The following is a 17,208-nucleotide window of genomic DNA, read 5'->3' as shown; positions in this document are numbered from 1 at the left end:
TTTGCCCCTTTGAACCTTTGAAACTCTAAAAACCTACTTAGAAACCTCTTTTCCTACAGACAACATATTTGCAAATAATTTGTACGCACCAGAAACACCAGCAGGCAATTCTCTAAAGAAACTTAAACCTGTATACATATAATTTCCTTTCCCATATTTTGCAATTAGCAAGCTACCCAATTTCATGTTTTCTCCTTTATCATGCATCGATAAAACAGGTGTATAAGCTTCGTGCCACATATTAGGAAAATACAAGCCACGTTCTTGCACCCAACCATTAAAATCGTCGTTAGTAATTTTATTAGGAAAATTCATTAAAGGATTGTCTTCTGCCAATATTAAAACATCTGCAGATTCATCTGTTACTCTATCTCTAGACAATTGTAAAGGATAAGGTGCTGCAACATCTACACCTCTGTTGGTGTTGTATTGTACAATCATATTTCCTCCTTTTGCTACATATTCTAACAAGAATTTTTGTTTAAACTTTAGTTCATCAACCACATTATAAGCTCTAATACCTAAAACAATAGCATCATATTTTAATAAATTTTCGCCATTAATATCAATAGGTTTTATCAACTCTACTTTATAACCAATCTGACGTAAACTTTCTGGAACCGCATCTCCTGCTCCTTTTATATAACCAATTATATTTCCTACTTTTTTAATATTTAAACGAACAACTTTTGCTTCAGAATTTAATAAAACACTTTGTTTAGGAATATGGTTGTAATTAATTTCTACTAATTCTTTCGTATAACTCTTTCCTTTAGAAACTGCAATAACTTCTAATAGTCCTTCAGATGGATTATTTGGAGGTGTTACTAAAAATGAAACCGTTTGTAAATCTTCCTTTTGCTCAATATTAAAATTAATTTCTGTAGGAGTTACAGTCCAATTTTCTGGAACTTTTAAACTCACCTTTCCTTGTACAAAACTAATACCTGCTCTAATTTCTACATTGATATTTTTAGGTATGCTATCAGAAAAAACAAGTACTTTGTTTTTAATTCGTGTAGTTACTTCTGGTAAAACCTCATAAGGCTCATAAATTTCTCCTTTATCTCTTTCTGCATATCTTCTTACAATGTTTTTAGTAAAGGTTATGGGAATAAAATCTATAATTAATTTATAGGTTATTTTAGAAATACTTGGTGTTTCTGGCAACCCAATTAATTCTTGATTGTCTACGGTGTACATACCTAAACTAGGTTCTTTACGCAACCAGTAAGGATCTGTGTACGTGTCTGTTTTTAAAGTAACTGTTTCTTTAAATGTAAATTTCTTATTCTTTGTTAAATTAAATCCTTTAAAAATCTCAACGCTATCCAATTCAGAAACAATAGATGTTAATTGCATGTTTACATCACTTCTATTTAAGACTTCAAAATTGATATCAATTTTAGAATTTGGGGTCCCAGAAGAACTATTTGCAGAAGCTTCTATATACAACCCAGCACAAGCTGCTATAATTTCTTTAATTTGCTTTTCTTTTATTGTTTTCCAGTAATTATCTTCTAAATCGCTCATCATGCTATACGCTAACATTAATTTAGATAAGTGTTTAGACGGATTTACAAAATCGAAATTATCTTCAACATCCTTTAAAATTTTTCCAATGGAAGCTCCATTTTTTAAACGACTCCAAGTAGTATTAATTCCAGAAAAAATATCACTATCTACTTTTAAAGAATCTCCTTTTAAAAACTCCACATACTCTTTTTGAGATCCTCTGGTTGTTAAACGCCCAAAACCTTGACTTAAATGTTGGCTACTAGCTATAGATGCAATCTCGTTATTAGATAGGCCCTTTAAAGCATAATACTCACCAACATCAACAGACATTAAATCTTTTGCTGCTTCATTAAATGCTGCCTGACTTTTAAAAGAATACGTAGAAATATTATGAAACAAACGTTTTGGTTGCCAAGTTTTGGTATATTTTAATTGATCTGTATATTTTGTAGAATCTCCCACCATATCAAATGCTTCTACACTTAACATTGCTGAACTTGTATGGTGCCCGTGTGTTGTACCTGGCGTTCTATGATCGAATCTATTAATAATTACATCTGGCTTAAAAGTTCTAATTGCCCAAACAACATCACTTAAAACAGCTTCTTTATTCCAGATTTTTAACGTTTCATCTGGGTGTTTAGAAAATCCAAAATCATTGGCCCTTGTAAATAGTTGCTCTCCACCATCAATGCGTCTTGCCGCTAATAATTCTTGTGTTCTAATAACTCCTAATAATTCTCTAAGTTCTGAGCCAATTAAATTCTGACCTCCATCTCCTCTTGTTAAAGACAAATAACCAGTTCTTGCTTTTACATTATTTGATAAATAAGAGATTAAGCGCGTGTTTTCATCATCTGGATGCGCAGCAATATAGAGCGCAGTTCCTAGAAAATTCAGTTTCTGAATTTTCTCGTAAATCTGATTTGAGGTTAATTTTTGAGGTTTTTGTGCAAATACTGAAATAGAAATCAGTAAAAAAGCTAGTGTAGAAAGTAAAAATTTCTTCATATTTAGATATTGGTCAATTGTTGTACGGTAGCACGCAGGTGAAACTTAATAGAAATCTCTTATCTGCGCACGAGGAGACAATCTTAAAAAAAAGATTGATGTAAAAACAAATGTAGTTTTTTATGAGGGTTTTTAAAATTTGTTAACATAATTATAACGTTTCTAATTTCATTAACAAAATGCTCATAACCTGTTAATAAATTAATTTTCAGAATCACTTAATAAGGTTATATTTGTAAGACTAATTAAGATAAAAAATCAATGAAATTTATTGTATCGAGTTCGCAATTATTAAAACAATTACAAGTTTTAGGCGGCGTTATAAATAGCAACAATACCTTACCAATTTTAGATAACTTTTTGTTTGAATTATCTGAAAACCAATTAAAAGTTTCTGCATCAGATTTAGAAACAACTATGAGTTCTGTAATAGATGTAGAAAGTGATAGTTCTGGTTCTATAGCTGTTTCTGCACGTTTATTATTAGATACCTTAAAGACGTTTCCAGACCAACCTTTAACGTTTAAAACGGAAGGTGACAATGCAATTGAAATTAGTTCTGATCAAGGTAAATATGACATGGCTTATTTTGGTGGAGATGAATTCCCTAAAGCGGTTTCTTTACCATCACCAAGTAAAACAGTGGTTCCTGCAAGTATTTTAGGAACTGCAATTTCTAAAACAATATTTGCTGCCGGAAACGACGATTTACGCCCAGTAATGAGTGGAGTGTTTTTTCAATTTAGTTCACAAAGCTTAACTTTTGTTGCAACGGATGCTCATAAATTAGTAAAATACACTAGAACGGATGTTACTGCAGATCAAACTGCAGAATTCATTATGCCAAAGAAACCTTTAAATTTATTAAAAGGAATTTTAGGTGGTTCTGAAAGTGATGTTACTATTGAATATAATGACGCAAATGCAAAATTTACATTTGATAACGTAGTTTTAGTATGTCGTTTAATTGATGGAAAATATCCAAACTACGAAGCAGTTATTCCTAAAGAGAATCCAAATAAATTAACAGTAGACAGAGCTTCTTTCTTAAACTCTGTAAGACGTGTTTCTATTTTCTCTAGTAAAACAACACACCAGATTCGTTTAAAAATGGCGGGTACAGAATTAAATATTTCTGCAGAAGATTTAGATTTTTCTAACAAAGCAGACGAACGTTTAAGCTGTGATTACCAAGGTGATGATATGCAAATTGGGTTTAACTCTCGTTTTTTAAGCGAAATGTTAAACAATTTAAGTTCTAACGATGTTTTAATTGAAATGTCTTTACCAAACAGAGCAGGTATTTTAACGCCTATTGATGGAACAGACGAAGGTGAACAAGTTACTATGTTGGTAATGCCAGTAATGTTGAATAGTTAAGACACACCTTTTTTTATTACAAAAAAATATCTTTCTTGTACAAACAAGAATCTATAATATTTAAGACCACAATTGATTAAAAATTAATTGTGGTTTTTTCTTTACATTTACCTTATGAATTTCCTAGCACATTTATATTTATCACAAAACGACACCAATATTATGATTGGTAATTTTATTGCAGATCATATTAGAGGTAATAATTACGAAGGTTTTTCTAAAGAAATTCAGCAAGGTATTTTCTTACATAGAGAAATAGACACGTTTACAGACGCACATAAAATTGTAAGAAAAAGCAAACGACGTTTGCACGAACGATACAGACATTACGATGGTGTAATTATCGATATCTTTTATGATTATTTCTTAGCAAAGAATTGGTCCGATTATTCAGACGTTCCTCTAGAGGTTTACACAGATGGCATCAATAAAATGTTTGGTAAAATAGCTAACGAATTGCCTATAAAATCTCAAAACTTTATTAAATATATGATTGAATATAACATTCTATTCAATTATCAGAATAAAGAAGGAATCGCAAAGGTTTTAAACGGAATGAATACCAGAACAAAAGGAAAATCTCAAATGAATTTAGCTATCGAAGATTTAAATCTTTTAGAAGATGAACTTCAAGAAGATTTTACCTTATTTTTTAAAGATTTAATTGAGCATACAAATCATAAGTTTAAAGAAATAACTAGCGTTTCTAATACAAATGAAATTCAAGAGTAATATTTGTTGAATACATTTTGCATAACTAATACGAAGAATTTTTAAATTGAAGTATCATTCCTTCTAAAAAAAATCAAAGCAGAGAGCCGATTAAAAAGACCATCTAAATAAAAATTAAAGAACTTAATACCAACCTTATGAAAAAAACAATTTTACTTTTAAGTCTTTCACTTTTAATGATAAACTGTAAGACTGCAGAGAAAAAAGAGCATACTACAGGTTTAATCACTCAAAAGGCTATGGTTGTTTCTGCAAGAATTGAAGCTTCTAAAATTGGCTCTGATATTCTTAAAAAAGGCGGTAATGCTTTTGATGCAATGGCGGCAACAGATTTAGCTTTGGCAGTTGCATACCCATTTGCAGGAAACCTTGGTGGTGGTGGTTTTATGGTCTACCGAAAAGCTGATGGAGAAATTGGCGCTTTAGATTATAGAGAAAAAGCCCCGTTAGCTTCCAGCAGAGATATGTATTTAGATAATGAAGGTAATGTTGTAAATGAAAAAAGTACTCTAGGCGCAATGGCTGTTGGAGTTCCCGGTACGTTAGCAGGTATTTTTACTGCTCATAAAAAATTCGGAACAATGCCAATGTCAGAAATTTTAAAGCCTGTTATCGCATTAGCTAAACGAGGTGTTGTTGTAACTAAAAAGCAAGAAGATAGAATCAAAAATTATCAATCTTTATTTTTAAAAGCAAATAAAGATTCCATTCCTTTTAATAAAAACTGGAAAGAAAATGACACTATTAAATATCCTGCGTTAGCAGAAACGTTAATCCGTATTCAACAAAATGGATTAGATGAATTTTACAAAGGGGAAACTGCTCAAAAAATAGTCGATTTTATTCAAGCCAATGGAGGAATCATCACGTTAGAAGATTTAGCAAAATATGAGGCTAAATGGAGAACTCCCGTTACTTTTACCTATGATGATTTAAAAATTATTTCTATGTCTCCTCCATCTAGCGGTGGTGTTGCATTAGCACAAATAATGAAAGCCATTGAGCCTTTTGATGTAGATAAATTTGGACATAACACAACAAAATCTATTCAAGTTATTACAGAAGCAGAAAGACGTGCGTATGCAGATAGAAGTTTCTTTTTAGGAGATCCAGACTTTGTTACCGTACCACAACAAAAATTAATTTCTAAAGCATATGCAACAGAAAGAATGTCTGATTTTTCTTTTGAAAAAGCAACAAAATCAGCCGATGTTTCTCATGGAAATATAGAAATTATAGAAAGTGATGAAACTACCCATTATTCAATTATAGATCAATTCGGAAATGCAGTTTCTGTAACTACAACCTTAAACGGTGCTTATGGATCTAAATTATATTCACCTGAATTAGGTTTCTTTTTCAATAATGAAATGGACGATTTTAGCAGCAAACCTGGTGTCCCAAATATGTTTGGTTTAATTGGTGCAAAAGCCAATGAAATTCATCCAGAAAAAAGAATGTTGAGTTCTATGACACCAACTATTGTAGAAAAAAACGGCAAACTATTTATGGTTGTCGGAACTCCTGGTGGGTCTACCATAATAACGTCTGTTTTACAAACTATCTTAAATGTACATGAATATAAAATGGGAATGCAAGAAGCTGTAAATGCTGCGAGATTTCACCACCAATGGTTGCCAGATGTAGTTAAAATGGAACCGAATAGTTTTGATAAACAAGTAATAACCGAATTAAAAGACATTGGATACACCATTGATGAAACTACTTCTAGAATTATTGGTAAAGTTTCTGCCATTTTGGTTTTACCCGACGCTACTTTAGAAGGTGGAGCAGACAAACGTGGAGATGACACTGCTGTAGGATTTTAATTGACAGTTAGCAGTTAGCAGTTAGCAGTTAGCAGTTAGCAGTTAGCAGTTAGCAAAAGTAAAAATATTGAGACTAAAGAAATTGTCGACAAAATAATAAATCAACAAAACTTTTAAACGTATGCAAGTACAACCATTTCACTTAGCGATTCCTGTTCAGGACTTAGAAAAATGTAGAACTTTTTACAGAGATATTTTAAATTGTGAAGAAGGCAGAAGCACAGAACAATGGGTAGATTTTAATTTCTTCGGACATCAATTGGTGATTCATCAGAAAGAAGAATATATACCAACAGAAGCTGTTACAAACCCTGTTGATGGTCATGATGTTCCGGTTCCGCATTTTGGCGTTGTTTTAACTTGGGAAGATTGGCATTCTTTAGCAGAGCGTTTAAAGTCTGTTAACACAAAATTTGAAATTGCTCCTTGTATACGTTTTAAAGGAAAAGTAGGTGAACAAGCAACCATGTTTTTTAAAGATCCAGAAAACAATGCTTTAGAGTTTAAAGCATTTCAAGATATGAGTCAATTATTTGCTAAGTAAAAAGGTTCTTAAAATAGATTATAAAATGTCCCCTCGAGCGCAGTCGAGAGGTTAATTTACAAGTAACAAAATACAAATCCGTTTCAACTGTGCTAAACCAGACATCTCAAATAATGCAATTAGTAGAAACTCATATTGTTGAAAAGCTAGAAAAACCAATTCGTTTTCAAGAATATAGCGTTGGTATTTTTAACACAATCCCCACAAAATCTGGTATTAAAAAAGCGATTAAAAAAGGACTTATTTTTATTGATGGAAGTTTAGCTAGCACATCCAAATACATTTCTGGAGGAGAAAAAATAGAATTATTTGAATCTGAAAACTCATCTACATTTGAAAGGTTAGAACTAGATATTGAAGTTTTATTTGAAGACGAAACGTTAGCCATAGTATACAAACCTGCCGGTATTTTAGTGAGTGGTAATAAGTTTGTGACCATTGCAAATGGATTGGCACAAAACCTAAAAAAAAGCACTTTAGCTGATGCTGTAAAACCACAACCAATTCATCGGTTAGATTATCCTACAAGCGGACTCTTATTAGTTGGTAAAACAAGTACAGCAATTAATGTATTAGGAAAATTATTTAAAGAGAAAGAAATTCAGAAGACCTATTTTGCCGTTACTATTGGTAAAATGAACTCAGAAGGAACCATAAAACTTCCTATTGATGAAAAAGAATCTGAAACAGCATTTGAAGTTTTACAATCTGTAATTTCAGAACGTTTTGAGCATTTAAACTTGGTAAAATTATCACCTAAAACAGGAAGAAAACACCAACTTAGAAAACATTTATTTTCTTTAGGAAATCCTATTTTAGGAGATAAAGAATATTTTTTAGAAGGTAAAGTTTTAAACGGAAAAGGGTTGTATTTACATGCAGCAACTTTAGATTTTATACATCCTTTTACAAAAACACCAATTTCTATATCAAAAGAACTTCCAAAGAAATTTAATAAAATTTTTAATGAACTATCGTTTTAAAAACCTCTTTAACTTTTAATAAAGGCAACACATAGTTTCTTCATTCTAAAAAGATTAATTTAGCCACTTATTATAAAATCACAAAATGAAGAAGCTTTTTAAAATTATTGGAATTATTTTATTACTAATAATTGTTTCTGCAGGAGTCTATTATTTTACCAGCAATGAGCCTTTACCAGAAGGAAAACAAGGTAAAGAAGCCGATGCTTTGGCAAATAAAATGTTAAATGCATTAAATATTGATGCCTACAAAAACACAGAAATACTAGAATGGAGTTTTAGAAATGAACATCATTATAAATGGAATAAAAGCAATAATGTTGTTGTTGTAAAATGGGATGAAAACACCGTTCATTTGTTCTTAAATGAGCCGCAAAAAAGCCTTGTGGACTTTAAAGGAATTGAGGTTAAAAATCCTGATCCAAAAATTATAAAACAGGCACAAGACTTTTTTAATAACGATTCTTTTTGGCTAGTAGCTCCTTACAAAGTTTTTGATGCAGGAACAGAAAGACGTCTTGTAAAACACAATGATAAAGATGCCTTATTAATAACGTACACTTCAGGAGGCTCTACTCCAGGAGATTCTTATTTATGGTTTTTAGATGAAAACTATTTACCAACTTCTTTTAAAATGTGGACTTCAATAATTCCTATTGGTGGTGTTTCTGCCACTTGGTCTGATTTAAAAGACACCAAAACGGGTATCAAATTACCAACTAAACACAAACTTTCTTTATTTGGTTTAGAAATAGACATGGGAGAAGTAACGTCGGAAAATAGTAAAGCAGATATTCTTGCTCATAATATTTTAAAAGCGATAAAACATAAAGCTTACAAAAACACTCGTTTTATAGAATGGAGCTTTGGAGGAAAAAGACATTTTAAATGGGACAAAGAAAAACATATTGTAGACGTTTCTTGGGATAGCATTCGTGTCCATTTATATCCTAGAAATAAAGAAAATAGCAGTGTGTTTATCAATAATATACACCAAGAAAAAGCAGATACAATTATTGTAAAAAAAGCTTGGGATATTTTTAATAATGACTCTTTTTGGTTGGTTGCTCCTCATAAATTATTTGATAATGGAACTATTAGAACTATTCAAAAAGTAGATGACAAAGATGCTTTATTAGTGAAATATACCACTGGTGGTACAACTCCAGGAGACTCTTACCTTTGGTTTGTAGATAAAAACTACATTCCTAAAAGCTATAAAATGTTTGTACCAAGCATGAATATGAACGGGGTTTCTGCTACTTGGCAAGATTGGGTTACCACAAAAAGTGGTACATTATTGCCTACAAATCATATTTTTGAAAATGATAGAAATTTAAGTATGGGTGCTGTAAAAGGATATAATTAATGAAATCTAAAATAATTGCCAACGGAATTTTAAGGGCTATAGGAATACTATTAGGAATTTTTCTTCTTGGCTATTTCTTATACACCATTCAATCTGTAATTATCTATATTATAATTGCAGGTATTTTATCATTGGTTGCAAGACCCATCATTATTTTTCTTAGAACAAAATTAAAGTTTCCTAACACCCTTGCTGTTGTATTTACCATGATTTTTATGTTAAGCCTATTAACAGGGTTAATTGTAATGTTTATCCCTTTAATTACAGAGCAAGGTCAAAATTTATCTTTGTTAGAAGTAGATAAATTAGAATCAAATATTCAAGAAATTTTCAACCAAATAACAAGCTATTTTTCTTCTAGAGGAATAGATGTTTTAGGAGAATTAAAAAATCTAGATTTTATTTCTCAATTTAAAGAAATCCCTGATTTCTTAAATGCTGTTTTAGGCGCTGTAGGTTCTATAAGTGTTGGGTTATTTTCTGTTTTATTTATCTCTTTCTTTTTTATGAAAGATAGTCACTTGCTTAAAAATGGCGTGATGGCAATAGTCCCAGAAGGCAATGAAAACAGATTCTCTAAATCTTTAGATACCATTAATAATTTACTGTCTAGATATTTTATCGGACTAATTTCTCAAATTACAATCCTCTTTATCATATACACAATTATCTTACTAATTTTTGGAATTGATAATGCAGTAGTCATTGCTTTTTTATGTGCTTTGTTAAACCTAATTCCGTATGTTGGACCATTAATTGGCGCTGTAATTATGTTTATTTTATCGATGACAAGTAATATTGGACTCGATTTTCAATCGGAAATTTTACCAACGACCATGTATGTAATGATCGGTTATTTAATAGCGCAATTAATTGATAATTTTGCGAGTCAGCCAATCATATTTTCTAAGACAACAAAATCTCATCCGTTAGAAATTTTCTTAATAATAATTATTGGAGGCCTCCTTTTTGGTGTTGTAGGTATGATTACTGCTGTACCTTTATACACTGCGTTAAAAGTAATTTTAAAAGAGTTTTTATCTGATAATAAAATAGTAAAATCATTAACTAAAGATCTCTAATTTCTTTTGAATAAAGCCATTTTAAGTCCAGAAATTCAGCAATTTATTACTGATAATTTAAAATCAAACATTACAAAACTGATTTTAAAAGGAAGTCCATTTAAAGATGTTTCTGTACAAGAATTAGCCAATCAAATTGTGGCTAAACAAAAATCTGAACACAAACTTAAAAGCTGGTTTTCTACAGAAAATATTTATTATCCGCCTAAAATAAGTATAGAACAAACCTCTTCAGAAATTACGGCTGCTTATAAAAGCAAGCTAGTTTCAGGCAATTCAATTATAGACATTACAGGAGGTTTTGGAGTAGATTGTTATTATTTTTCAAAACAATTTAAAGAAGTTATTCATTGTGAAATTAATGAAGATCTATCTGAAATTGTAAAACACAATTATCAGAAACTACAAGTAAAAAATATAACTACATTTTCGGGTGATGGACTTGAATATCTGAAAAATTACAAAGAAAATTTTGATTGTATTTACATAGATCCATCAAGAAGAAATGATCTAAAAGGAAAGGTCTTCTTACTAAATGACTGTTTGCCGAATGTACCCGACAACATCGATTTCCTTTTTACAAAAACCAATCAAATACTCATTAAAAATTCACCTATTTTAGATATTACAAGCACAATAAATGAATTAAAATTTGTAAAAGAAATTCATATTATTGCGGTGAATAATGAAGTGAAAGAATTATTATTTTTATTGGAAAAAGAGTACAGTGATCCAATAAAAATTAAAACCGTAAATATTGGTAAAAAAGAAATACAAACTTTTAACTTTAATTATAAAGAAGCAGTAAATTCTGAATATTCTGACCCACGCTCCTATTTATACGAACCCAATGCTGCTATTTTAAAATCTGGAGGTTTTCATGAAATTTCACAACAATTAAAGGTTTTTAAATTACAACAACATTCTCATTTATATACTTCTGATGAAATCATTGATTTTCCTGGAAGGACATTCAAAATAGAGAATGTTTTAAGTTACGATAAAAAGAAACTTAAAAAATTAGTTGTAGAAAACAAAGCAAATATTACCACAAGAAATTTTCCAAAAACGGTAGCTCAAATCAGAAAAGAAACCAAAATTAAAGACGGCGGAAATTCATACCTATTTTTCACCACACACAATACCAATGATTATATTGTTATTAGCTGTAAGAAGAAAACAGATTAAAATCAAACTAAACAACTAAATGTTAATAAATTAACCTAATTATTTAACATTTTATTAACTTTTTTCATTAAATTTACAAATGCTTTAAGTGTTTTTTGAATAGGGGCTTAAAACACTTAAATAAAAAGTCTCGAATTCACTTTCGAGACTTTTGTTTTTTTACACTACTTTTTTCAGTAATTTTGTAAGGAAAGCTTAACTTTCTAAACATGCAAACAAGCACTTATCAAGCACTAAAAATTAATCAAAATACACAGACTTCAATTCAGGATGTTTTGGTTGTAGAAGCTGCTTTACAAATTAACATTAATGATGCCCCTTATACTGTGGTTATGAGAACACCAGATAATGACAAAGCATTAATAAGAGGATTGCTTTTTGCTGAAGATATTTATAAAAGTGACAAAACTTTAATTTTTGAAGTAGTTGAAGAAGAAAATGAAATTCCGACGATTATAAACGTTACTATTTCTAAAGAGCTATTAGGTAAAGGATATTTAAATAAAAGAACATTACTCTCTGTTTCTTCCTGCGGAATTTGTGGAAAAAAAGAGCTAAAAGATATTAATGTTGAAGGAGAAAAACTAACTCAAACAACTACTTTTTCTAGTACTGTTTTACATGAAATGTTTTTAAAAATGAATAGTTTTCAGCATACCTTTAAAAACTCTGGTGGTAGTCATGCAGCAGCACTTTTTAATAAAAACCATGAGTTTTTAACCGTTAAAGAAGATATTGGTAGACATAATGCTGTAGATAAAGTAATTGGAGATTTGTTGATAAAAGACTATTTAAAGCATGCTAAATACTTATTGGTAAGCGGACGCGTTTCTTACGAAATTGTTTCAAAAGCATTTATTGCAAAAATACCAATTATAGTAGCAGTTTCTGCTTGTTCTTCTTTAGCCGTAGATTTTGCAAAAGAATTTGGTATTTGCTTAATAGGTTTTACAAGAGAACAAAAAATGACTATTTATTCTAATCCATCATTTGTTAAAACAACAAAAAGCGATGTCTAAAAAAATAAAAGAACAACCGCCGGAAAAACGAACAGGAATTCAATTAACAGACGTTCCTAAATCTGCAGTTGGTGTTAAAGCAATTGTTTCTGCATTAACGCATATTAAGAATGAAGTTGGTGTTGTAAAAGGAATTAAATTATTGTCAAAATTAAATCAAAAAGATGGTTTTGATTGCCCAGGTTGCGCATGGCCAGATCCTGATGAGAAAAGAGCTTTTTTAGCTGAGTATTGTGAGAATGGCGCCAAAGCTGTTGCAGAAGAAGCTACTAAAAACAAAGTTTCTCCAATATTCTTTGCAACACATTCTGTACAAGAGCTATCAGAATTTTCTGATTATGAAATTGGTAAAAGTGGACGAATTACACACCCAATGTATTTGCCAGAAGGCGCAACGCATTACGAAGAAATTTCTTGGAAAAATGCTTTTAAAATGATTGGTGAAGAATTAAATTCTTTAGACTCTCCTAACGAAGCTATCTTTTATACTTCTGGAAGAACTAGTAATGAAGCAGCTTTTTTATATCAATTATTTGTCCGCCAGTTTGGTACAAATAACTTACCAGATTGCTCTAATATGTGTCATGAATCTAGTGGTGTTGCACTTTCACAAACACTCGGCATAGGAAAAGGTTCTGTTACCTTAGACGATTTTAATCATGCCGATTTAGTAATTGTTATGGGGCAAAACCCTGGAACAAATCACCCAAGAATGTTAACAGCTTTAGGGGAAACAAAAAAACAAGGTGGAAAGATAATTACCATAAACCCACTTCCTGAAGTAGGTTTAATGAATTATAAAGACCCACAAAATCCATTAAAATGGGTTGGATCTGGTCAAGATTTAACTGATTTATTTTTACCCGTAAAAATAAATGGTGATGTTGCTTTGTTAAAAATCATCTTAAAGTTAATGAAAGAAAAAGAAGATGCTGAGCCAAATAGTGTTTTTGATCATCAATTTATAAAAGAAAAAACAGCGGGTTTAGAAGCTCTTTTAAAAGATTTAGACACCTATTCTATAGCCGAGTTATTACCGCAAACAGGACTAACTTTAGATCAAATTAAAGAAACTACAGCACTCATTATCAACAATAAAAATATTATTATTTGTTGGGCAATGGGTTTAACACAGCATAAAAATGGGGTTGATAATATCCGTGAAATTGTAAACATTTTATTATTAAAAGGAAGTATTGGTAAAAAAGGAGCAGGTACGTGTCCGGTGCGTGGGCACTCAAATGTTCAGGGAGATAGAACTATGGGTATTTGGGAAAGACCTCCCGCTTCATTTCTAGACAATTTAGAAAAAGAATTTCAGTTTAAAGCACCTAGAAAATTTGGTTTTGACGTGGTAGAAGCTATTGATGCCATGCATAAAAAAGAAGCCAAAGTATTTTTTGGAATGGGTGGCAATTTTATTTCCGCAACACCAGATACTGTTTTTACTGCAAAAGCATTGCAAAATTGCAGCTTAACCGTACAAGTATCAACCAAATTGAATCGCAGTCATTTAATTACAGGTAAAAAAGCATTAATCTTACCATGTTTAGGCAGAACAGAAAAAGACTTTCAAACAAAAGGAGAGCAATTTGTATCTATAGAAAATTCTATGGGAGTTGTACAACAATCTCATGGTACATTGCAACCTTGTTCTAAAAATTTATTAAGTGAAGCTGCAATTGTAGCAGGAGTTGCAAATGCAACAATAAAAAATACAACTACAAATTGGACGGAACTAATTTCTGATTATGATAATATTCGTGATAAAATTGAAGTAACTATTCCTGGTTTTAGTGATTTTAATAAACGTGTAAGAATTAAAGGCGGATTCTACTTACCAAATAATGCACGTGAAAATGATTTTACTCCAACAAAAACTGGTAAAGCAAATTTTAGTATCAATAAACCTTCCGAAATTGAATTAAAGAAAAATCAATTTATGATGATGACCATTAGAACTCATGATCAATACAACACCACTATTTATGGTTTAGACGACAGGTACAGAGGTGTTTTAAATGAAAGAAGAGTTATTTTTATGAATGAAGATGATATGAAATCTTTACATTTAGAAAAATTAGATTTGGTAGATTTAACAAGTCATTTTAATGATGAAGAAAGAGAAGCTAAAGGATTTTTAGTGATTCCTTATAGTATACCTAAACAATGTACAGCTACTTATTTTCCGGAAGCAAATGTATTAGTCCCTTTAAAAAGTAAGGCAGATATTAGCAATACACCTACTTCTAAAACAGTAATTATTACCATCAAAAAAAGATAAAAATTACCTTATGAAAAAGATTACTTTTTTACTTATACTTCTTATTTCAAATCAACTATTATTTTCTCAGTCAGAAAATATTCCGAAGAAAATTATACAAAAAGGATTTGCCAAAATAGATTTCCTTTCCATAGATATGCCTATCACAGAGACAACTCCACTAAATTTTAATGAGCCAAACATGGGATTTACCGGGATTCATTATAATTTATTATTAGGTGAGGAATTCTATACAGGTGTTGGACTTTATGGTTCTGTTTCCGGTATTAGAGGCGGATTTTTTACATTGGGAGTAAATGCAGGTCTTAAAAAATATTTTTCTAATAAATTATATGTAGATACCGGCTTTCACTTTGGTGGCGGTGGTGGTGCAGGTGCTCCAGATGGTGGTGGTGCTTTTATATTACCTCATTTGAATTTAGGTTATGACTTTAAAGATTTTTCAATAAATGGAGGTTGGAGTTATGTTAACTTTTTTGATGGTGGAGAAATTAAAGGGCATCAACTAAATGTTGCTTTAGAAATTCCTTTAGATTTTGAATATGCAGATTATAAATCGGCAGAAAAAGAAATAGATTTAGAACAGTTTAAAAATACAAGTTGGAATCAAAATCCCAAAAGAAATTCCTTAATGGTTCACTTTAATAACTTAAAAGTTTTAAGTACGGCTAGATCTACAGATGATAAAATTTTAGAAGGTAAAACCATAAAATTAGCCGGATTTGAATACACTTCTTATTTAAACAAAAATTGGTTTACATTTTTAAAAGTAGATGGTGCTTACGATGGTATTAGAGCAGGTTATATGGATGTACTTTTAGGTGGAGGATATCATTTATCAATGAACAGAAACAGAACCAACATTTTAGCCAAATTTGGTATTGGTGCAGGTGGCGGTGGCGGTGTAGATAGTAAAGGTGGATTCTTATTATATCCTGATTTATCTATAGAACAACAATTATTTAAGGACATTTATGTTTCTGTTAATAAGGGATATTTATTAACTCCGAATAAGGATTTTTACACCTCTACTTTTGGGGTGGGAATTAAATATTATATAGAGAGAAATGGTAGCAAAACAGAGAACACTTCTTTTTCACAAGGAAAATTTAAAGGTTTAGAGGTAATTGTAAAACAAGACATGTACTTTAATGCAAAAAGAATGGAAGATCCAACGGAACATATGCATCAGATTTCTTTGCAAGTAAATTTAGATTTAAATAAAAATGTATATGTTGCTGGTCAAACTTCTTTTGCAAACTTTGGTAATGCAGGTGCTTATGCAGAAGGTTTAGTTGGTGCAGGTTTAAAAACGAATCCTTTATTTAATAATTCTACTTCTTTATTTATACAAGTTTTAGGAGGTGCCGCAGGTGGAGGAAATATAAGTACAGGACAAGGATTTATTATTAAACCAAGTTTAGGATTCGATTATGAGCTTTCTAAAACCTTAAATTTAAGAGCTGCTGCTGGTTATGTAAAAGCAAAAGGAGGAGAACTAAGCAGCCCGTTTATCAACCTCGGTTTAAAGTATAACATCTCTTTTTTAAAGTTGAAATAATATCGTAAAGACCTTGCATTGCAAGGTCTCTCTCTTGGAAACATTGCATTGTCTCCTTGATTAAAAACAAATTAAACATCAATCAAAAAAATTGGACAAATTTAAAAATAAATACCGCGTTTCCTCTACCCGTTTGCAATCTTGGGACTACAGGAACAATGGTGCATATTTTATAACAATTTGTACCTCCAATCGACAACATTTATTTGGTGAAATTGTAAAAAAATTGCCCAGCAATTTACCTACAATGCAATTGAATGAAATAGGAAAATTGGCAGAAAAATATTGGATGGAAATTCCTGAACATTTTCCATTTGTGGAACTGGGTAATTTTGTGATAATGCCCAATCATACCCATGGAATTCTAATTATTGACAAACAAATTATTGACAAACAAATTGAAACGTTGCAGTGCAACGTTTCTACGGGGGATAAAAATATTGGTGCCAAAAACGAACAAATGGCAAAAATTTCACCAAAACCAGGTTCTATTTCTACCATTATACGATCTTATAAATCTGTTGTGTCAAAAAATGCCCGAAAAATTGACCCATATTTTGGTTGGCAATCTCGTTTTCATGATCATATTATTCGTAATAATATCTCTTTTAATAACATTCAGAATTACATTACAAACAACCCTTTAATGTGGAATGAGGATAAATTTTATAAATAATTTAATCGTCAAACACGTTAGTTGCATTGCTA

The 17,208-nt window shown here is 30.8% G+C and carries 13 protein-coding genes; 12 read left to right on the top strand and 1 reads right to left on the bottom strand.

Annotated elements, in window-relative coordinates:
* Nucleotides 1–33: 33 nt before the first annotated feature.
* Nucleotides 34–2,529, bottom strand: a complete 2,496-nt coding sequence (locus GQS58_RS00125) for a PIG-L family deacetylase (RefSeq protein WP_166381674.1) — start codon at nt 2,527–2,529, stop codon at nt 34–36.
* A 261-nt stretch (nt 2,530–2,790) separates the two neighbouring features.
* Here GQS58_RS00125 and dnaN point away from each other — a divergent pair, with 261 nt between their 5' ends.
* From dnaN to GQS58_RS00065, 12 genes are all read left to right on the top strand, one after another.
* Entirely contained in the window at nt 2,791–3,909 is a 1,119-nt protein-coding gene (dnaN, locus tag GQS58_RS00120; RefSeq protein WP_166381672.1) for a DNA polymerase III subunit beta, read from the top strand.
* 162 nt (nt 3,910–4,071) lie between these two features.
* The gene (locus GQS58_RS00115) at nt 4,072–4,641 is read left to right on the top strand and encodes an ACP phosphodiesterase (RefSeq protein WP_166382492.1); all 570 of its coding nucleotides are present in this window, start codon (nt 4,072–4,074) and stop codon (nt 4,639–4,641) included.
* A 137-nt stretch (nt 4,642–4,778) separates the two neighbouring features.
* Complete coding sequence (ggt, locus tag GQS58_RS00110; RefSeq protein WP_166381670.1) at nt 4,779–6,470, top strand: gamma-glutamyltransferase; 1,692 nt, start codon at nt 4,779–4,781, stop codon at nt 6,468–6,470.
* Between the two features lie 121 nt (nt 6,471–6,591).
* Nucleotides 6,592–7,014: a VOC family protein gene (locus tag GQS58_RS00105; RefSeq protein WP_166381668.1), complete on the top strand. Its 423-nt coding sequence runs from the start codon at nt 6,592–6,594 to the stop codon at nt 7,012–7,014.
* Nucleotides 7,015–7,127: 113 nt separating this feature from the next.
* The gene (locus GQS58_RS00100; RefSeq protein WP_166381666.1) at nt 7,128–7,997 is read left to right on the top strand and encodes an RluA family pseudouridine synthase; all 870 of its coding nucleotides are present in this window, start codon (nt 7,128–7,130) and stop codon (nt 7,995–7,997) included.
* An 85-nt stretch (nt 7,998–8,082) separates the two neighbouring features.
* Nucleotides 8,083–9,366 (top strand): hypothetical protein, encoded by a 1,284-nt coding sequence (locus tag GQS58_RS00095; protein WP_166381664.1) that lies wholly within the window; start codon nt 8,083–8,085, stop codon nt 9,364–9,366.
* Nucleotides 9,366–10,448, top strand: coding sequence for an AI-2E family transporter (locus GQS58_RS00090; RefSeq protein ID WP_166381662.1), 1,083 nt, complete (start codon nt 9,366–9,368; stop codon nt 10,446–10,448). The genes GQS58_RS00095 and GQS58_RS00090 overlap by 1 nt, the downstream gene beginning before the upstream one ends.
* A gap of 6 nt (nt 10,449–10,454) precedes the next feature.
* Nucleotides 10,455–11,636 carry a class I SAM-dependent methyltransferase gene (locus tag GQS58_RS00085; protein WP_166381660.1) on the top strand — a complete coding sequence of 394 codons (1,182 nt, stop codon included), beginning with the start codon at nt 10,455–10,457 and terminating at the stop codon, nt 11,634–11,636.
* A 209-nt stretch (nt 11,637–11,845) separates the two neighbouring features.
* Complete coding sequence (fdhD, locus tag GQS58_RS00080) at nt 11,846–12,655, top strand: formate dehydrogenase accessory sulfurtransferase FdhD (protein WP_166381658.1); 810 nt, start codon at nt 11,846–11,848, stop codon at nt 12,653–12,655.
* Nucleotides 12,648–14,939, top strand: coding sequence for an FdhF/YdeP family oxidoreductase (locus tag GQS58_RS00075; RefSeq protein WP_166381656.1), 2,292 nt, complete (start codon nt 12,648–12,650; stop codon nt 14,937–14,939). The genes fdhD and GQS58_RS00075 overlap by 8 nt, the downstream gene beginning before the upstream one ends.
* Before the next feature lie 10 nt (nt 14,940–14,949).
* A complete protein-coding gene (locus GQS58_RS00070; RefSeq protein ID WP_166381654.1) occupies nt 14,950–16,500 on the top strand; it encodes a hypothetical protein in 1,551 nt (516 codons plus the stop codon).
* Nucleotides 16,501–16,591: 91 nt separating this feature from the next.
* Nucleotides 16,592–17,176 (top strand): transposase, encoded by a 585-nt coding sequence (locus GQS58_RS00065; RefSeq protein WP_166381649.1) that lies wholly within the window; start codon nt 16,592–16,594, stop codon nt 17,174–17,176.
* Nucleotides 17,177–17,208: the final 32 nt, after the last annotated feature.

It is taken from the genome of Polaribacter sp. 11A2H, assembly GCF_011379025.1.
Classification (GTDB): domain Bacteria; phylum Bacteroidota; class Bacteroidia; order Flavobacteriales; family Flavobacteriaceae; genus Polaribacter.
Note: the sequence above shows the minus strand (reverse complement) of the source record. Positions and strands in the feature narration are given on the sequence as shown.